The sequence below is a fragment of the Leclercia sp. UBA5958 genome, from assembly GCF_002430365.1.
In the GTDB taxonomy this organism is placed as follows: domain Bacteria; phylum Pseudomonadota; class Gammaproteobacteria; order Enterobacterales; family Enterobacteriaceae; genus Enterobacter; species Enterobacter pneumoniae.
Genome location: NZ_DJCE01000005.1, coordinates 112,362 through 131,028 on the forward strand (window position 1 = coordinate 112,362; position 18,667 = coordinate 131,028).

The window sequence follows — 18,667 nt, forward strand, 5'->3', positions numbered from 1 at the left end:
TTATGCCTCACCCAGGTATGCGCGGATCACGTCCGGGTTGTTGCGGATCTCTTCCGGCGTGCCGTTGGCCAGCGGTGTGCCCTGATTTACCACGTAGATACGGTCAGAAATGCCCATCACCAGCTTCATATCGTGTTCGATAAGCAGGATGGTGGTGTCGTGATGATCGCGCAGCTCAGCAATCAGCTCGTCCAGCTCTTTGGTCTCTTTCGGGTTGAGGCCAGCGGCCGGTTCGTCGAGCATCAGAATTTCCGGCTGGGTCACCATGCAGCGGACAATCTCCAGACGACGCTGATCCCCGTAGGCCAGGTTACTCGCCTGGCGGTTAGCGTGTTGCAGCAGACCGATACGATCCAGCCAGGTAGCGGCGCGGTCGAGCGCTTCTTCCTGCGCGCGGCGGAAGGCCGGGGTTTTCAGCAGGCCGGAGAAGAGGCCGGTTTTAAGCTGCTGATGTTGCGCCACCAGCAGGTTTTCAATCACCGTCATTTCACGGAACAGGCGCACGTGCTGGAAGGTACGCACTACGCCCATGCGGGCAATCTGCTGGCCCGGCAGCCCTTCCAGGTGCTGCTCGCGCAGCATGATGGTGCCGCCCGTCGGCTTATAGAAGCCGGTCAGGCAGTTAAAGACCGTGGTCTTTCCTGCGCCGTTCGGGCCAATCAGGGAGACGATCTCTTTCTTATGCAGATCCAGATTCACATTGTTGACGGCCAGCAGGCCGCCAAAACGCATCATCAGACCGTTAACGGATAATAATGGCTGACTCATGCCTGCTCTCCTTTCGCTTCCGCACGCTTAAGCTTCAACTGCGGACGGGTCATCGGCAGCAAGCCCTGCGGACGCCAGATCATCATCAGCACCATCAAACCACCCAGCATCAGCATGCTGTATTCGTTAAAGTCGCGCATCAGCTCGCGGGAGACCACCAGCAGGACGGCTGCAAGAATAACGGCGAACTGCGATCCCATCCCGCCCAGCACCACAATCGCCAGCACAAAGGCAGATTCGGCAAAGGTGAAGGATTCCGGGCTGACGAAGCCCTGACGCGCGGCAAACAGCGTTCCGGCAAAGCCGGCAAACGCGGCGCTGATGGTGAACGCGGTCAGCTTGATGCGGGTCGGGTTCAGACCCAGCGAGCGACAGGCGATCTCATCTTCACGCAGCGCTTCCCACGCGCGGCCCAGCGGCATGCGCAGCAGACGGTTAATCACGAATAGCGTGATGACCACCAGCAGCAGTGCCACCAGATAGAGCCAAATCACACGGTCGGACGGATCGTACTTAATGCCAAAAAAGTTGCTGAAGGTGTCCCAGCCGCCTTCGCGGGCGGTGCGGCTGAACTCCAGGCCGAAGAAGGTCGGTTTCGGGATCTGGCTAATGCCGTTCGGGCCGCCGGTCACTTCGGTGTTGTTGAGCAGCAGGATACGGACGATTTCACCGAAGCCTAAGGTCACAATCGCCAGATAGTCGCCGCGCAGGCGCAAGACCGGGAAGCCAAGCAGGAAGCCCGCAGCAGCCGAGACCAGCCCCGCCAGCGGCAGACAGGTCCAGAAGCCGAGGCCGTAATAGTGGTTCAGCAGCGCAAAGGTGTAGGCGCCGATGGCGTAGAAACCGCCGTAGCCCAGCACCAGCAGGCCCGACAGGCCCACCACCACGTTCAGACCGAGACCGAGGATTACGTAAATCATGGTCAGGGTGGCGATATCCACCGTGCCACGAGAGACCACGAACGGCCACGCTACCGCGGCCACCAGCAGCGCCACGAGGAACAGCTTCTGCTTAACGGTCGAGCCGTCGATTGCCGGCAGCACGAATTTCGGCCCTGAGACGTTTTTCAACGTCTTCTGGAAAATCGGGCGCAGCAGCTGGAAGAAGAAGACCACCGCCGTGCCGATAAATACCCACTGCCAGCGAATGTCAGCCGCGGAATCCACGACCAGTTTGGTACCACTCAGCTCCAGCTGGACGCCCATAAAGACGCCCGCCAGCACGAAGAACATGGCGGCAGAGAGCAGCGCCATCGCGAAATGCATCGGTTTCATACTTTCTCTACCTCCGGACGGCCCAGAATACCGGTAGGCATCACCAGCAGCACCAGAATCAGCAGGGCGAACGACACCACGTCTTTATATTCTGTACTCAGGTACGCCGAAGAGAGCGCTTCCGCCACGCCGAGGATCAGGCCGCCAATCATCGCGCCCGGGATACTGCCGATACCGCCCAGTACCGCTGCGGTGAAGGCCTTCATCCCGGCCATAAAGCCGATGTAAGGGTTGATTACGCCGTAGAACTGGCCGAGCAGGACACCTGCCACGGCAGCCATCGCCGCGCCGATCACGAAGGTCAGGGCGATCACGCGGTCGGTGTTAATCCCAAGCAGGCTCGCCATTTTCAAATCTTCCGCGCAGGCGCGGCAGGCGCGTCCCATGCGGGAGTAGCGGATAAAAATAGTCAGGGCGAGCATCGCCAGGAAGGTCACGATCCAGATCACCAGCTGCATGGTGGTGATAGAGGCAGAGAAGTTCTCGCTGGCCCCCACAATCCACTGGCCGTTGAACAGGCTTGGCAGCGCCACATCGCGCGAACCTTCGGTCAGGCTGACGTAGTTTTGCAGGAAAATGGACATCCCGATGGCGGAGATCAGCGCAATCAGGCGTTTGGAGCTGCGCACCGGCCGGTAGGCGACGCGCTCGATGCTCCAGCCGTAGGCGCTGGCGATCACAATCGCGCCGACAAACCCGGTGGCGACCAGCAGCCAGCTGCTGTCGATGCCCATCATCATTAGCGCGGCGATGATCATAAAGGAGACGTAACTACCAATCATGTACACCTCGCCGTGGGCGAAGTTGATCATGCCGATAATGCCGTAAACCATGGTGTAGCCGATAGCGATCAGCGCGTAGGTGCTTCCCAGCGTGACGCCGTTAAACATCTGCTGCAGGAAATAGAGAAACTGCTCGGACATATGCAAACCTTTTTATACCCGCCCGGAGAGCCGGGCGGTGGGATAATTATTTGGCGGCCGAAGACGAACCATCGGCGTGCCACTTAAAGACACCAAACTCAAATCCCTTCAGATCGCCTTTCTCATCCCAGTTCAGCGGCCCAATCACGGTGTTCGCCCCGTGTGCTTTTAAATCTTTCACCAGATCCAGCGGCTCTTTGCTGCCGGTACGCTCCAGCGCCGTGGCCAGAGACTGCACGGCGGCATAGGTGATCCAGACATACGGACCACTTGGATCTTTTTTCTGCGCCTTGAGCGCATCCACGATAGCTTTGTTTGCCGGATCCTGGTCATAGCGTTTTGGCATCGTGACCAGCATGCCTTCGCCCGCATCGCCCGCGATGTTAGAGAGGGAGGCGTTGCCCACCCCCTCTGGCCCCATAAACTGGGTTTTCAGGCCGGTAGCGCGCGCCTGGCGCAGCATCTGACCCATTTCCGGGTAGTAGCCGCCGTAATAGACGAAGTCGATGTTCTCTTTCTGCAGGCGGGCAATCAGCGCGGAGAAGTCTTTCTCACCGGCGGTAATGCCATCGAAGAAGACCACGTTCGCATTGCCTTTTTTCAGGCCGTCCTGCACGGAGCGCGCCAGCCCTTCGCCATACTGCTGCTTATCGTGAATGATGGCGATGCGCTTTGGCTTAACGGTCTCGAGAATGTATTTGGCGGCGGTCGGCCCCTGAGAGGAGTCGAGCCCGGCGGTACGCATAATGTGCTCATAGCCACGCTGGGTCAGCTCCGGGTTGGTGGCGCCCGGGGTGATCATCAGAATGCCTTCATCTTCGTAGATATCAGACGCCGGCTGAGTTGAAGAGGAGCAGAGGTGACCAATCACGTACTGGATACCATCGTTAACCACTTTGTTGGCTACGGCGACGGCCTGTTTAGGGTCGCAGGCATCGTCATATTCGACGGCAACCAGTTTGTCGCCTTTGATACCGCCTTTAGCGTTGATATCCTGGATAGCCTGACGCGCGCCGTTAAACTCCATATCACCCCACTGGGCAACAGGACCGGACAGCGCGCCTACCACGGCAACTTTAATCTCTTCCGCTATCGCTGCCTGCGAAATTGCCAGTGCAACCATCCCCGCGATTAATGCTTTCGCGTTCCTTTTCATCTGTGAATCCCCATTCGTGACGTGATGTTTATATTTTGTTTTATTATGGTTAAAAAGCATTCTGTACTTTTAATGAACAACGCTATTTTTACCAGTGCCTTTAATGGTTTAGCGCAGTTTTTTGGCAAAAACCAGACTAAAATCTCTATTTTTCAGGCGATTAAGCAAAGATAATATTCTGAAATCAGTCGGAGATAAACAAATAAAAGTGGAGTTTGCAGCATAAAATAACGGTACAAAGCGCGGAATAAAACGCTGCCTTACAGGGTAATATTCTGCTTATTTTTCGATCCCTGCGTTTTATCCCTACCCATGCGACTGCTAAAAAAGTAATCACCTGGATAATGGATTAAAAAAGAGGACGCCGGTCAGGATATAAATTGAGTACACTGCCCCTACTTTTTAAATGTGGACATGCTGCTAATGAAACTGACTATCATTCGTCTGGTGACCTTTAGCGACCAGGATCATATCGACCTGGGCAAAATCTGGCCGGAATACTCCCCCTCTTCTCTGAACGTTGATGACACCCATCGTATTTACGCTGCCCGTTTTAACGAACGTCTGCTGGCCGCCGTTCGCGTGACCCTGAGCGGTACGCAGGGCGCGCTGGACTCGCTGCGCGTGCGTGACGTGACCCGCCGTCGTGGCGTGGGGCAGTATTTGATTGAAGAGGTGATCCGCGATAACCCGAGCGTGACGTCATGGTGGATGGCGGATGTCGGTGTGGAGGACCGCGGCGTGATGGCGGCATTTATGCAGGCTTTAGGGTTTACGGCGCAGACCAATGGGTGGGAGAAGCGCTAGATTTTTGCGGTTAGGTATGTGCGGCCTGATGCCCTCACCCCGGCCCTCTCCCACAGGGAGAGGGAGAAAGGCGGTTCCGGCACTCCCTCTCAGCGAGCGGGAAAAAAGCCCCCACCGAACAGTTCCCTCTCCCCATGGGAGAGGGTTAGGGTAAGGGCATCAAACTCCACCGAACAGTCCCCTCTCCCCGTGGGAGAGGGTTAGGGTGAGGGCATCAAACCGCACCAGTCTTACTTAGCGTCGGTCGCCGTACCGTTAGCATGCCAGTCAAACACGCCGAACTCGAAGCCCTTCAGGTCGCCCTTCTCATCCCATGACAGCGGCCCCATCACGGTTTCAACAGAGTTCGCTTTCAGCCAGGTGGCAATCTCAGCCGGATCGGCGGACTGGTTCAGACCCGCCTGCAGAGACTGCAGCGCCGCGTAGGTAGTCCAGACGAACGCGCCGCTTGGATCCTGTTTCTTCGCCTTGATCGCATCTACGATCGGTTTGTTCGCAGGCACCTGGTCGTAGTTCTTCGGCTTGGTCACCAGAAGACCTTCGGCAGACTCACCCGCAATGTTAGACAGGGAGACGTTCGCAACCCCTTCCGGACCCATAAACTGGGTTTTCAGACCGGCAGCGCGTGCCTGACGCAGGATCTGGCCCATCTCCGGGTGATAACCACCGTAGTAGACGAAATCGATATTCTCTTTCTTCAGACGCGCCACCAGCGTAGAGAAGTCTTTCTCACCGGCGGTAATACCGTCAAAGAAGACCACATTGGCGTTGGCTTTTTTCAGGTTATCCTGCACCGCGCGCGCCAGGCCTTCACCGTACTGCTGTTTGTCGTGAACGATAGCGATACGCTGTGGCTTCACTTTTTCCAGAATGTATTTCGCCGCGGTTGGCCCCTGGTCGGAGTCCAGACCGGTGGTACGCAGGGTCAGTTTGTAACCACGTGAAGTCAGCTCCGGTGCGGTAGCTGCCGGGGTAATCATCAGAATGCCTTCGTCTTCGTAGATATCAGACGCAGGCTGCGTGGATGAGGAGCACAGGTGGCCGATAACGTATTTAATCCCATCGTTTACCACTTTGTTCGCTACCGCGACCGCTTGTTTCGGGTCACAGGCGTCATCATATTTTACGATCTGCAGTTTTTCGCCTTTGATGCCGCCTTTGGCATTAATGTCTGCAACCGCCTGCTCTGCGCCCGTAAACTCCTGATCGCCGTACTGTGCTACCGGGCCGGACATGGCGCCCACAACCGCCACTTTGATATCTGCCTGGGCCATGGTGCTGAATGCCAGCGCGATACATCCTGCCAGTAACGCTTTACCCTTCATGTTCATCCTGAGAATCCCCATTGTTATGGTTTTTGCAATTGTTGTGATGTTGTTGTGCGGCACATTATTTTTCTTATCGGCATAAGAAAAGCATATGATAGTTATATTTTGGTATGCTGCCGGCGCCAAAGCAGCATACTCTGCTAAAACATACCCCATTTTCATGGATATGGAATAGCTAATTTGAAATGAATATATGATAAACCCGGCAGTTTTTTCTGCCGGGTAAAAGGCTTTAACGTGTCAGCGCCGCAGAAATAATATCCAGCGCTTTACGGAACTGAGCTTCGGGAAGGGTAAGCGGATAGAGGAAACGAATCACGTTGCCATACACGCCGCAACTTAGCAGCAGTAGCCCCTCTTTCAGGGCGCGCTCCTGGACCTGCCGCGTAAATTCCGGCGAGGGCTGTCCGGTTTGCGGGTCGTTGAACTCCACCGCCACCATTGAGCCCTGAGCACGGATATCAGCGATATAAGGGCAACTCTCTTTGGCGTTGTTCAGCACTTCCACCAGATGATGGCCGAGATGCGCCGCACGTGCGCAGAGATCCTCTTCATCGATCACGTCCAGCACCGCATGGGCTGCAGCAATCGCCAGCGGATTACCCGCATAGGTGCCGCCCAGCCCACCGGGCGCGGGGGCGTCCATCACCTCTGCGCGCCCCGAGACCGCCGAGAGCGGCATCCCGCCCGCCAGGCTTTTCGCCATGGTGATGAGATCCGCCTTCACGCGGTGATGTTCCATTGAGAAGAGTTTGCCGGTACGGGCAAAGCCCGTTTGGACTTCATCGGCAATCAGCAAAATGCCGTGGTTATCGCAGATGGCGCGCAGCCCCAGCATAAAATCTTCGGGGGCCACGTTGAACCCGCCTTCGCCCTGCACCGGTTCAATGATGATGGCTGCCACCTGATCCGGGGCGATGTCGGTTTTAAACAGGCGTTCCACGCTTTGCAGCGCCTCAGCGGTGCTTACCCCGTGCAGTTCGTTGGGAAATTGCGCATGGTAGACCGAGCCGGGGAAAGGACCGAATCCCAGTTTATAGGGTGCCACTTTGCCCGTGAGGGCCATGGTCATAAAGGTGCGGCCATGGAAGGCACCGCCAAAGGTGATAAGGCCTGGACGACGGGTCCAGGCGCGGGCGATCTTCACCGCATTTTCAACCGCTTCTGCGCCGGTTGAGAAGAAGGCCGTTTTGGCCGGCCCGTCGATCGGCACGCGGGCATTAATGCGCTCTGCGAGGGCGACATAGCCTTCGTACGGGATAATCTGGTAGGCGGTATGCGTAAAGGCGTGAAGCTGTTTTTCGATGGCGGCGATGACTTTTGGATGACGATGGCCAGTGTTCAGCACCGCGATCCCGGCGGCGAAGTCGATGTATTCGTTGCCTTCCACGTCCCACACCGTGGCGTTTTCGGCTTTATCGGCATAGAAGTTACACATCACCCCAATGCCGCGCGGCGTTGCCTGCAAGCGCCGGTCATTCAGTTCTTTGTTGTTCACCTTATCCCCCTGAGGATCGCATGCGTAGCGCATCAGTAAGTGTTTGCCAGGGGGTAAAATTTCGCCAGAGCGGGCGTTAAAAAAACAGAACCCCCGGATTCACATCCAGGGGCTTTTATCCTTCATATTTCAAGCCGCAGGTACGTTGGCTGCTCTCGTTCACCCGAATCACTTACTCATGTAAGCTCATCGGGATTCACTCATTTGCCGCCTTCCTGCAGCCTGACCTATTTCGGCTAAACGGGGACTTCGCGGAAATTACGCTTCAATAGCGGCGCGAAGTTTTTTCATGGCGTTCTTTTCAAGCTGACGCACACGTTCAGCGGAGACGCCGTAGCGATCGGCCAGCTCCTGCAGGGTGGACTTGTTGTCTTCATCCAGCCAGCGGGCACGGATAATATCCTGGCTACGCTCGTCGAGGCCTTCCATCGCAAAGCTCAGCTTGTTGGCGGCCTGATCTTCCCAGTTGTCCTCTTCAATGCCGTCAGCAAAGTTAGAGGTTTTATCCTGTAGATACAGAACCGGTGCCATCGGCTGGCTGTCGGACGCATCGTCGTCGGAAGACATGTCAAAGGTCATGTCCTGGGCGGCCATACGGGATTCCATCTCACGCACGTCTTTACTGGTTACACCCAGCTCGCGCGCCACCATTTCCACTTCATCCTGATTAAACCAGCCCAGACGCTGCTTGGTTTTACGCAGGTTAAAGAAGAGTTTGCGTTGCGCTTTCGTCGTGGCGACCTTCACGATACGCCAGTTACGCAGTACGTATTCGTGAATTTCCGCTTTGATCCAGTGCACGGCGAAGGAGACCAGTCGCACACCCACTTCCGGGTTAAAGCGACGTACAGCCTTCATCAGGCCAATGTTACCTTCCTGAATCAAGTCCGCCTGCGGCAGGCCGTAGCCCGAGTAATTACGAGCAACGTGAACAACAAAGCGCAGGTGAGACAGGATCAGCGTCTTAGCTGCTTCCAGATCGCCCTGGTAATGCAGCTTTTCAGCAAGCTCCTTTTCTTCCTCGGCCGTTAACATCGGCCAGGTGTTCGCAGCCCGGATATAAGACTCCAGGTTACCAACAGGGGCTAAAGCTAAAGTTTGCATTTCTTTGGTCATTCATTCCTCTCAATATGATCTCTTCTGGTCCAGGTTATCCCCATCAGGCAATAACCATGCCAAAGCGTTTGAGCAACGAGAATAGCATCCACTCTTGTATCAGACAGTGATTTTATCCACAAGTTCCAGGTGCAACGGTGAATAAATTACGCACAAATTGTGACATGGAGATGATACTGCGGGGAAGAGACAACAGGGAGCTCTTTCCCTGCAGAGCGACAACTCGGTGCAGGGAAAGATTATATCACGCTTTTATTATTCCGGAGTAAAGCGACGTAAATGTTGGACGGTAGCAAGCCAGGCTGCGACCCACCCAATCATTGAGCAAACCAGCAGTAATAACAGGCACTCATCGAACCCTAACCCACTGATATCAAACTTAGTTCCGAAAACCTGCGCCACTTCAGTAACGGCAGAAGAGAGCCGCATCACCAAAATTTCTGACAATATCAGTGAAAGAAATGCGCCGGTAAAACCGAGCAACGCCCCGCCGTAGAGGAATGGACGCAGGATAAAGCCATCCGTTGCGCCGATCAGCTTTTGCACGTTGATGGTATCGCGACGGGCAAAGATGCTCAGACGGACGCTGTTACCAATGACGAGGAACACCGCCGCGACCATTAGCACGCCAATCATCGCCGCCACGCGCCCCACCAGCCCGGTAAGCGCCGCCAGGCGCGCGAACCAGCTATCGTCCATGCGCACTTCATCGATACCGTTAATGCGAGAAACCCGGTCACGCAGCGTGTTCAACGAATCCGTGCCCTGGAAATCGATTTTCGGGATCACCACCGCCACGGCGGGTAACGGGTTCTCTTCCAGCATATCCAGCGCGCCGCCAAAGCCAGACCAGTTACGGAACTCCCCCAGCGCTTCTTCACGCGAAAGGTAGTTAACCTTCTCTACCCCCTGCTCGGCCTGGATCTGCCCCACAACCTGCGCCGCAGCGTTGTCGTCGAGCGCTTTATCAAGGTAGACGGTGATTTGCGGCGATGGGTAATACTGCGACGCCGCCTGGTTTACGTTTTTGTAGACCATGTAGCAGACGCTGGGCAGCGTCAGGGAGATGGCAATCACCATCACCGTGAGGAAGGTCGCCAGCGGCTTGCTCTTCAGATCCTGCAGTGCGCCCTGGAAGGCGTAGCGGACCTGCTCGTTAAAGACGTTAGTTTTTCGCGAGTTTGGTTTCGGGGCGGCTTTCGCACGTCTCGGTTGATTGCGATTGCCGTCACCTCCGCTATGCGGTTTGCGGAAACGGTCGAATTTGCTGCCAAACTGGCGGATCTGGTTGATTGCGTCGCGCTTATTCACCAAGGCCTCCGTGCAGGTGCCCGTCGCTGAGCGTCAGCATGCGGTACGAACGACGGGAGATAAGGCCCAAATCGTGCGTCGCCATCAATACCGTCACCCCAACGCGGTTAAACTCCTCAAACAGACGCAAAATCCCTTCGGAGAGGGCTTCGTCCAGGTTTCCGGTCGGTTCATCCGCCAGCAGAACGGCAGGTTTGTTCACCACCGCCCGGGCGATGCCCACGCGCTGCTGCTCACCGCCGGAAAGCTGAATCGGAAAGTTCTTCGCTTTGTCCAGCAGCCCAACCTTGTCCAGCGCCGCAGAGACGCGACGACGGATATCATCATAGCTGGCCCCGGCAATAATCAGCGGGATCGCCACGTTATCGAAAACGGTGCGATCCATCAGCAGATGGTGATCCTGGAAAATCATGCCGATCTGACGACGCAGAAACGGCACTTCACGGTTTTTCAGACGGCTAATATCGTGGCCGCTAAACCAGATTTTCCCGGCGCTTGGCCGTTCGATCCCACAGATCAGCTTGAGCAGGGTACTTTTCCCCGCGCCGGAATGGCCGGTCAGGAATGCCATCTCGCCCGGCTGCAGGTGGAAGGTAACTCCCTGCAGCGCTTGTCTCCCACCGAGATAGGCCTTGCTGACGTGTTCAAAGCGAATCATTGTTAATCCTCTCGGGCAAATAGTGCCTCAATAAAGTCGTCCGATTTAAACGGACGCAAATCCTCGATACGTTCGCCAACACCAATGTAGCGGATAGGAATACCGAACTGATCTGCCACGGAGAAAATTACCCCGCCTTTTGCGGTGCCGTCCAGTTTTGTCAGCGTAATACCGGTCAACCCTACCGCTTCATGGAACAATTTCGCCTGACTAATGGCGTTCTGTCCGGTGCTGGCGTCAATGGTCAGCATAATTTCATGCGGTGCGTCTTCATCCAGCTTCTTCATGACGCGAACAATCTTCTTCAGCTCTTCCATCAGGTGCGATTTGTTCTGCAAGCGCCCGGCGGTATCGGCAATCAGCACATCCACGTTACGCGCCTTCGCGGCCTGGATGGCGTCGAAGATCACGGAGGCGGAGTCTGCGCCGGTATGCTGAGCAATGACCGGAATGTTGTTGCGCTGGCCCCACACCTGCAGCTGCTCAACCGCGGCCGCACGGAAGGTATCGCCCGCCGCCAGCATCACCGATTTGCCCTGCTGCTCGAACTGACGCGCCAGCTTACCGATGGTGGTGGTTTTCCCTACGCCGTTAACGCCAACCATCAGAATAACAAAGGGCATTTTGCCTTCAATATTAAGCGGTTCGTCAACTTTTGCGAGGATTTCACCCATCTCGTCTTTCAGCAGACCGTACAGCGCTTCAGCATCGCGCAGCTGTTTGCGGTTTGCGCCTTCGGTGAGACTGGCGATGATTTTTCGCGTGGTCTCAACACCGACGTCAGCAATCAGCAGCTGTTCTTCCAGCTCTTCAAACAGATCATCGTCGATTTTTTTGCCGCGGAACAGGCTGATAAATCCGGAACCGAGGTTTTCTTTAGTTTTAAGCAAGCTGCGCTTCAGACGGGCGAAGAACCCCTCTTTCGTCGGTTTTTCTTGCTCCTGCACGGCCTCATCTTCTGGCTGCGCTTCCACTGGCACGACCATGACCGCTTCTTCAGCGGCCTCGGCTGCCAGCGCCTGGGCTTCCAGCTCTTCGTCGGTGAGTTCCGGTTCGCGTTCTGCTTCCTCTTCCACCGCGTCGACAATCTCGACAGTTTCCGCTTCGGCCTGCCACTCTTCGGCTGAGACCGCTTCGGCTTTCACCTCTTCCGGCAGCGGCAGCGCTTCGTGTTCGATAACCGCCTGCGGGGTTGGCTCAACCTTCTTCTCGGTTACCGGCTCTGGTTGTTCGACAGGCTCAACGTCAGGGAGAGGCTCAGGCTCAACCGGCTGCGGTTTTTCGCTCTCCTGTACCTGCTCCGTGACCTCGACAACCTCTTCGGCAAAGGCCTCTGTCTCTTCTTTCGAATGAGCGTGCTCTTCCGCTGCGGGTTCAGCAATCGCTTCTACTGGCGTTTCAGGCTCGGGCTGCGCGTCAACAGCCTGCTGCTCTTCAACCTGCTGTTCGGTTTCCTGCTCTTTCTGCCCAAAGCCCAGCCAGGAAAAGAAGCCACGTTTTTTCTCTTTTGCCATTTGCGACTACACCCCTCGCGGTTAATTTCCGGCGCTATATACATGGAAGCTAAAAAAATGATGAAATAGTTTATCACTTAACTTAACGCACATCACCGCCTGCAAGCGCAGGCCCAATGAGTGACCTGAGCAAAGATATGAAGAAACCCAACCGTGCTGCGGCCGGTCAGATACGTATCATCGGCGGCCAGTGGCGAGGCCGTAAACTTCCGGTGCCGGATAGTCCCGGCCTGCGCCCCACCACCGACCGCGTGCGTGAGACGCTGTTTAACTGGCTGGCACCGTCGATGGCCGATGCCCGTTGCCTGGATTGCTTTGCCGGCAGCGGCGCGCTGGGGCTGGAAGCCCTCTCCCGCTATGCCTCCAGCGCCATTCTGCTGGAGATGGAGCGCGGCGTAGCGCAGCAGCTACAGCAAAACCTTGCAACCCTGAAGGCGAGCCATGCCAAAGTGGTGAATACCAACACGCTCACCTTCCTCGCGCAACCCGGCACGCCGCACGATGTGGTCTTTGTCGATCCGCCGTTTCGTAAAGGGTTGCTGGAAGAGACATTAGCATTACTGGAAAACAACGGCTGGCTGGCAGATAACGCGCTAATCTACGTAGAGAGTGAAGTGGAAAACGGCCTGCCGCCGGTGCCCGTACACTGGGATCTGCACCGGGAAAAAGTGGCCGGTCAGGTGGCTTATCGTCTTTATCACCGACAATCACAAGGAGAGACCGATGCCGGTTCTGATTAATCTGGGGCGTTTGCTGATGCTGGGGGTCTGGGCATTTTTGATTCTCAATCTGGTGCACCCTTTCCCGCGTCCAATGAACATCTTTGTTAACGTAGCGCTGATTTTCACTTCGTTTATGCACGCCCTGCAGATGGTGATGCTGAAAAACGGCCTGCCAAAAGATGGCCCACAAATGACTGCCTGGCAGCAGGTACGGGTCTTTATTTTCGGCGTGTTTGAACTGCTGGTGTGGATGAAGAAGTTTAAGGCGCAGGTGAAGAAGTAAGGTGCGGCCTGATGCCCTCACCCTAACCCTCTCCCACAGGGAGAGGGGACCGATCGAGCATTACTCAGCCCTGAATCCTTCAAACCGCGATCCTTTGTAGCTCAACACCCCTTTCTCCCCCACCGTCAGCTGATGATACTGCTGCGCCTCCAGGCGGAAGGTCATCTCCAGCCCTCCGGTCTGCGGCCTGAAGCTCGCTTCATAGCGCACGGCGGTTCCGGCAGGCGTCACCTGCTGCTGGCGTGAACGGCGATCGTTAATGGGTTTCTCACGTTTATTGCTCACCACCACGCGCTTTTGCAGCAGTGACGCAGCATCATTATCCGCCTTCTCGCGGCGCTGCTGCACGAAGCGAAACGAGGCGGCAATGACAATAATCGCCACCACGATAATGAAAAAAAGCGGGATCTTGCTCATCAACGCATTCCATCAGATTAGACGGAATTGAGGATACCTTGCCTTCCCCGCATTGCCAAACGCCCGCCCGCGTCACTACACTAAATCAGAAACTGATTATTCAGCCGTAACAGATACAGGGAGTTAATATGCTTTGGTCATTTATCGCTGTCTGTTTTTCCGCATGGCTTTACGTCGATGCGTCTTACCGTGGCCCAGCCTGGCAGCGCTGGTTGTTTAAACCCGTCACGCTGCTGCTGTTATTACTCCTTGCCTGGCAGGCGCCTATGTTCAACGCCGTCAGCTATCTGGTGCTCGCCGGACTGTGCGCCTCGCTGGTGGGTGATGCGTTAACACTTCTTCCGCGCCAGCGGCTGCTCTATGCCGTAGGGGCGTTTTTCCTGTCGCATCTGCTCTATACCATCTATTTCGCCAGCCAGATGACGCTCTCCTTCTTCTGGCCGCTACCGCTGGCGCTGCTGGTTATTGGGGCGCTGTTGATTGCGGTGATCTGGACGCGGCTGGAGGAGATGCGCTGGCCCGTTTGCACCTTTATTGCCATGACGCTGGTGATGGTCTGGCTGGCGGGTGAACTGTGGTTCTTCCGTCCAACGGCCCCGGCAATGTCAGCCTTCTTCGGTGCGACCCTGCTGCTTATCGGGAATATCGTCTGGCTGGGCAGCCACTATCGTCGCCGTTTCCGGGCTGATAACGCGATTGCTGCCGCCTGCTACTTCGCCGGGCACTTCCTGATCGTGCGTTCGCTCTATATTTAAAAACGCTTGACTCTGGAGTCGACTCCAGAGTGTATGCTGCGGTTAATGAGAAAATTATCATTACCGGAGAGTGCCATGTCGACTCCAGAAACGTCAAAAAAAGTGCCACAATTCTCGGCACTTAAGCTTACGCCCGCCCAGCCCGAAGCGCCCTGCTGTTGCGATAGCGCCTGCAAAACAGAAGCGCTAACCCCGCAGACTGAAAGCGGAAAACGTTATAGCTGGGTCGTTAACGGCATGGATTGTGCCGCCTGCGCGCGCAAAGTCGAAAATGCGGTGAAACAGGTGCAGGGGGTTAATCACGTCCAGGTGCTGTTCGCCACGGAAAAGTTGCTGGTCAGCGCCGACAGCGATGTCACTTCCCGGGTTGAGGCCGCCGTCGTCAACGCCGGTTACTCCCTGCGCAGTGAATCCGCCCCGGTCGTACACACCTCCTTCCTGCGGGAAAATCTGCCGCTTATCACGCTGATTGTGCTGATGGCGCTGAGCTGGACGCTGGAGCAGTTTAACCACCCTCTCGGTAACCTGGTCTTTATCGCTACCACGCTGGTGGGGCTATATCCCATTGCCCGTCAGGCGCTACGCCTGATGAAAAGCGGAAGCTGGTTTGCCATCGAAACCCTGATGAGCGTGGCGGCCATAGGTGCTCTGTTTATCGGCGCGACGGCAGAGGCCGCCATGGTGCTGCTGCTATTTCTGGTGGGTGAACGCCTGGAAGGATGGGCAGCGAGCCGGGCGCGCAAAGGGGTAAGCGCGTTGATGGCGCTCCGCCCTGAAACCGCCACTCAGGTCGTTAATCACGAACGTAAAACCGTGGCCATCAGTGCGCTACGTCCGGGCGATGTCATCGAAGTGGCCGCAGGCGGGCGCCTGCCCGCCGATGGCACCCTGCTAAATGCAATGGCAAGTTTCGATGAAAGCGCCCTGACCGGTGAGTCGATTCCGGTAGAACGCAAGACCGGAGAACGAGTTCCGGCAGGGGCCACCAGCGTGGATCGTCTGGTACAGCTTACCGTTCTCTCAGAACCCGGCGACAGCGCCATCGACCGCATTCTGAAGCTCATTGAGGAAGCCGAAGAGCGCCGCGCCCCGGTTGAGCGATTTATCGATCGCTTCAGCCGGATTTATACCCCGGCCATCATGCTGGTCGCCCTGCTGGTGGCCCTTATTCCGCCGCTGTTCTTTGGCGCGCCGTGGCAAGCGTGGATCTACAAGGGGTTAACGCTGCTGCTGATTGGCTGCCCCTGCGCACTGGTGATCTCCACGCCTGCGGCTATTACCTCTGGCCTTGCCGCTGCCGCGCGTCACGGGGCGCTGATTAAAGGCGGTGCCGCGCTGGAACAGCTGAGTCAGGTACAGCACGTCGCCTTCGATAAAACCGGCACGCTGACCGTCGGAAAGCCGCAGGTGACCGGTATCTATCCGCAGGAGAGCAGTGAGAACGAACTGCTTGCGCTGGCGGCGGCCGTTGAGCAAGGTTCCACGCACCCGCTGGCGCAGGCCATTGTTCGTGAAGCTCAATCCCGCGGGCTGACGATCCCGGCGGCAACCGCGCAGCGTGCGCTGCCAGGATCGGGCATTGAAGCCGAGGTCGAAGGTAAAAAGGTCGTGATTATCGCGGCGGGCGGCACCCCTGACGCACAGGCTCAGGCTTTAGAGGAGGCCGGGCAAACGGTTGTGGTTGTGCTGCAGGATGGCGTGACCAAAGGGGTTCTGGCGCTACGCGATACCCTGCGCGAGGATGCGAAACAGGCGGTCGCCGCACTGCATCAGATGGGCATTCAGGGCGTCATCCTCACCGGGGATAACCCTCGCGCCGCCGCAGCCATCGCGGACGAACTGGGGCTGGCCTACAGGGCCGGATTACTGCCTGCCGATAAAGTGCGTGCCGTGGCGAAGCTGAAAGAAGATGCCCCTCTGGCGATGGTGGGAGATGGCATTAATGATGCCCCGGCGATGAAAGCCGCGACGCTGGGCATCGCGATGGGTAGCGGCACCGACGTGGCGCTGGAGACCGCCGATGCAGCCTTGACCCACAATCGCCTGACCGGGCTGGCGCAGATGATCGCCCTTGCCCGCGCCACCCGCGCCAATATTCGTCAGAACGTCGCTATCGCGCTGGGGCTGAAGGCTATTTTTCTGGTCACAACGCTACTCGGCATAACCGGTCTGTGGCTGGCGGTGCTGGCAGATACCGGAGCGACGGTGCTGGTCACCGCGAACGCATTGCGACTTTTGCGTCGTCGGTAAAACATCCAAATGGCGGCTGGGGTGGGTTTGCTGCCCCACCCCAGTCCTCACCCACGATGCTGGGGGAAACGGCATCAATGCATCCCCAACACTCCCGGTAACCACAATGAGATGGCCGGGATATAGGTCACCATCCCCAGTACGATCACTAACATGGCGTAGAAGGGCAGCATGGCGCGGACCACGCTTTCGATCTTCTGTTTGCTCACCGCGCTGGCAACGAACAGCACGGATCCTACCGGCGGCGTAATCAGCCCGATCCCGAGATTCACCATCATGATCATGCCGAAGTGCACCGGATCAATCCCCAGAGAGTTGGTGACCGGCAGCAGCACCGGCGTCAGGATCAGGATGATCGGTGCCATGTCCATGAGGGTGCCGATCAGCAGCAACATGATATTGAGGTACATCAAAATCACGTATTTGTTGTCCGAGAGCGCGGTAAAGAACTCGGTGATGCGCATCGGCAACTGCATGTAGGTCATCACCGCGCCAAATGCCGCGGCAAAGCCAATCAGGATCATCACAATGGTGACCGTCTTGACCGTGCGGCACATCAGCTTCGGCAGCTCGCTCCATTTATAATCGCGGTAGATAAACATGGTGACGAAGAAGGCCCAGAGACAGGCCACCGCCGCTGATTCGGTCGCGGTAAAGATCCCGGACAAGATCCCGCCAAGGATAATCACCACCGTCATCAGCCCCCACAGGGCATCGACAAAAATCTTCAGTGCCTGTTTAAAGGGGATTTTTTCCCCTTTTGGATAGCCGCGTTTATGGGCAAATCCGAGGCAGAGGATCATCAGACTTAATCCCAATAGCAACCCCGGCAAAACGCCTGCGATAAACAGGGTGGCGATAGAAACCGTGCCGCCAGCCGCCAGCGAATAGATCACCGAGTTATGGCTGGGCGGGATTAAAATCGCCTGCACCGATCCGCTGGCCGTGACCGCCGCCGCGTATTCTCGCGGATAGCCCTTCTTTTCCATCTCCGGGATCATCACGCTGCCGATAGAGGCGGTATCCGCCACCGACGACCCCGAAATAGCGCCGAAGAAGGTCGAGGCCACAATATTTACCAGCGACAATCCGCCGCGAATAAACCCGACAAAAATATAGGCAAAGTTCACCAGCCGCCGCGCAATGCCCCCTTCCGCCATGATCGCCCCGGCGAGGATAAAGAACGGGATCGCCAGCAGGGTAAATTTGTTTACCCCGCTGGTGATCTGAATCATCAGCGCCTCCAGCGGCAAATCAATCCACAGCGCCCCGGCAACGGCGCTTAACCCTACGGCAAAGGCCACCGGCATCCCCAGTGCCAGCAAAATGGCGAGGGTGAATAACAAAACAAAAGCGTCCATCGTTCACCCCTTAACTGTGGTTACCGATCATCACGACCGGGCGGTTTTCCTGGGAGCCAAAGAACAGCCGCTCCAGCACAAAGAGAATCAACATTGCCGATCCCACCGGCAGCGGCAGGTAGCTTTCGCCGGAGGTCAGTAAAGGAAATTCCGCCACGGGCTGTTCCCACAGTTCCATGCACAGCAGGTAGCTGTACCAGAAGATGATGAGCGAAATCAGCAGCATCAGAAGATCCACCACCCTGGCGCAGAGCATTTTAAGCCCGGCGGGAAGGCGGTCGGTGAGCATGTTGACCGCGATGTGGGAACCGGCGCGGTAACCCACCGCCGCGCCGATAAAGGTGAACGTCACCATGCAGATAATGGCAACCGGCTCGGGCCAGGATTCACCGCGATTGAGCACATAGCGAGAGAAGATGCCGATCGGAATAACAATGGTCATGACCAGCAGCGACAGCCCGGCAATCGCCATCGCCAGCAGGTAGAGACGGTCCATCCACTTCAGGTAGATTTCGGACATACATAC

At 56.7% G+C, this 18,667-nt stretch carries 18 protein-coding genes; 5 read left to right on the forward strand and 13 right to left on the reverse strand.

Annotated elements, in window-relative coordinates; translation table 11 throughout:
* The 4 genes from livG to livK are packed head-to-tail and all read right to left on the reverse strand — an operon-like array spanning position 1 to position 4,121.
* The gene (livG, locus tag B2Q93_RS07960) at positions 1-768 is read right to left on the reverse strand and encodes a high-affinity branched-chain amino acid ABC transporter ATP-binding protein LivG (RefSeq protein WP_046886787.1); all 768 of its coding nucleotides are present in this window, start codon (positions 766-768) and stop codon (positions 1-3) included.
* The gene (locus tag B2Q93_RS07965) at positions 765-2,042 is read right to left on the reverse strand and encodes a high-affinity branched-chain amino acid ABC transporter permease LivM (protein WP_046886788.1); all 1,278 of its coding nucleotides are present in this window, start codon (positions 2,040-2,042) and stop codon (positions 765-767) included. Before B2Q93_RS07965 ends, livG begins: the two co-directional genes overlap by 4 nt.
* A complete protein-coding gene (gene livH / locus B2Q93_RS07970; protein ID WP_046886789.1) occupies positions 2,039-2,965 on the reverse strand; it encodes a high-affinity branched-chain amino acid ABC transporter permease LivH in 927 nt (308 codons plus the stop codon). Before livH ends, B2Q93_RS07965 begins: the two co-directional genes overlap by 4 nt.
* A 46-nt stretch (positions 2,966-3,011) precedes the next feature.
* A complete protein-coding gene (livK, locus tag B2Q93_RS07975) occupies positions 3,012-4,121 on the reverse strand; it encodes a high-affinity branched-chain amino acid ABC transporter substrate-binding protein LivK (protein WP_040078235.1) in 1,110 nt (369 codons plus the stop codon).
* Positions 4,122-4,544: 423 nt separating this feature from the next.
* On the opposite strand from livK, the gene panM reads away from it, so the two are divergent.
* The gene (gene panM, locus B2Q93_RS07980; RefSeq protein ID WP_040078652.1) at positions 4,545-4,928 is read left to right on the forward strand and encodes an aspartate 1-decarboxylase autocleavage activator PanM; all 384 of its coding nucleotides are present in this window, start codon (positions 4,545-4,547) and stop codon (positions 4,926-4,928) included.
* Between the two features lie 230 nt (positions 4,929-5,158).
* On the opposite strand, the gene livJ is transcribed toward panM, so the two are convergent.
* The 6 genes from livJ to ftsY form a co-directional block, all read right to left on the reverse strand.
* Positions 5,159-6,259: a branched chain amino acid ABC transporter substrate-binding protein LivJ gene (livJ, locus tag B2Q93_RS07985; RefSeq protein ID WP_072039552.1), complete on the reverse strand. Its 1,101-nt coding sequence runs from the start codon at positions 6,257-6,259 to the stop codon at positions 5,159-5,161.
* 229 nt (positions 6,260-6,488) lie between these two features.
* Positions 6,489-7,754: a 4-aminobutyrate--2-oxoglutarate transaminase gene (locus tag B2Q93_RS07990; protein ID WP_046886790.1), complete on the reverse strand. Its 1,266-nt coding sequence runs from the start codon at positions 7,752-7,754 to the stop codon at positions 6,489-6,491.
* A 258-nt stretch (positions 7,755-8,012) separates the two neighbouring features.
* On the reverse strand, positions 8,013-8,870 hold the full coding sequence (gene rpoH, locus B2Q93_RS07995) for an RNA polymerase sigma factor RpoH (protein WP_040078232.1): 858 nt from the start codon (positions 8,868-8,870) through the stop codon (positions 8,013-8,015).
* 255 nt (positions 8,871-9,125) lie between these two features.
* On the reverse strand, positions 9,126-10,181 hold the full coding sequence (ftsX, locus tag B2Q93_RS08000; RefSeq protein ID WP_040078231.1) for a permease-like cell division protein FtsX: 1,056 nt from the start codon (positions 10,179-10,181) through the stop codon (positions 9,126-9,128).
* A complete protein-coding gene (gene ftsE, locus B2Q93_RS08005; protein ID WP_040078229.1) occupies positions 10,174-10,839 on the reverse strand; it encodes a cell division ATP-binding protein FtsE in 666 nt (221 codons plus the stop codon). The genes ftsX and ftsE overlap by 8 nt, the downstream gene beginning before the upstream one ends.
* Positions 10,840-10,841: 2 nt before the next feature.
* Complete coding sequence (gene ftsY, locus B2Q93_RS08010; RefSeq protein WP_040078228.1) at positions 10,842-12,353, reverse strand: signal recognition particle-docking protein FtsY; 1,512 nt, start codon at positions 12,351-12,353, stop codon at positions 10,842-10,844.
* Between the two features lie 137 nt (positions 12,354-12,490).
* On the opposite strand from ftsY, the gene rsmD reads away from it, so the two are divergent.
* Both rsmD and B2Q93_RS08020 read left to right on the forward strand, forming a co-directional pair.
* Complete coding sequence (rsmD, locus tag B2Q93_RS08015) at positions 12,491-13,093, forward strand: 16S rRNA (guanine(966)-N(2))-methyltransferase (RefSeq protein WP_046886836.1); 603 nt, start codon at positions 12,491-12,493, stop codon at positions 13,091-13,093.
* Positions 13,077-13,358 (forward strand): DUF1145 family protein, encoded by a 282-nt coding sequence (locus B2Q93_RS08020; protein ID WP_040078227.1) that lies wholly within the window; start codon positions 13,077-13,079, stop codon positions 13,356-13,358. Before rsmD ends, B2Q93_RS08020 begins: the two co-directional genes overlap by 17 nt.
* 60 nt (positions 13,359-13,418) lie before the next feature.
* Here the strand turns inward: B2Q93_RS08020 and B2Q93_RS08025 are convergent, their stop codons facing one another.
* A complete protein-coding gene (locus B2Q93_RS08025) occupies positions 13,419-13,775 on the reverse strand; it encodes a DUF2500 domain-containing protein (protein ID WP_286932467.1) in 357 nt (118 codons plus the stop codon).
* Positions 13,776-13,903: 128 nt separating this feature from the next.
* Here B2Q93_RS08025 and B2Q93_RS08030 point away from each other — a divergent pair, with 128 nt between their 5' ends.
* Both B2Q93_RS08030 and zntA read left to right on the forward strand, forming a co-directional pair.
* Positions 13,904-14,530 (forward strand): lysoplasmalogenase, encoded by a 627-nt coding sequence (locus B2Q93_RS08030; RefSeq protein WP_040078225.1) that lies wholly within the window; start codon positions 13,904-13,906, stop codon positions 14,528-14,530.
* Positions 14,531-14,605: 75 nt separating this feature from the next.
* Positions 14,606-16,780 (forward strand): Zn(II)/Cd(II)/Pb(II) translocating P-type ATPase ZntA, encoded by a 2,175-nt coding sequence (gene zntA, locus B2Q93_RS08035; RefSeq protein WP_286932469.1) that lies wholly within the window; start codon positions 14,606-14,608, stop codon positions 16,778-16,780.
* A gap of 74 nt (positions 16,781-16,854) precedes the next feature.
* Here zntA and B2Q93_RS08040 read toward each other — a convergent pair whose 3' ends face one another.
* The gene (locus B2Q93_RS08040; RefSeq protein WP_046886794.1) at positions 16,855-18,141 is read right to left on the reverse strand and encodes a TRAP transporter large permease; all 1,287 of its coding nucleotides are present in this window, start codon (positions 18,139-18,141) and stop codon (positions 16,855-16,857) included.
* Positions 18,142-18,151: 10 nt separating this feature from the next.
* A complete protein-coding gene (locus B2Q93_RS08045; RefSeq protein ID WP_046886795.1) occupies positions 18,152-18,661 on the reverse strand; it encodes a TRAP transporter small permease in 510 nt (169 codons plus the stop codon).
* Positions 18,662-18,667: the final 6 nt, after the last annotated feature.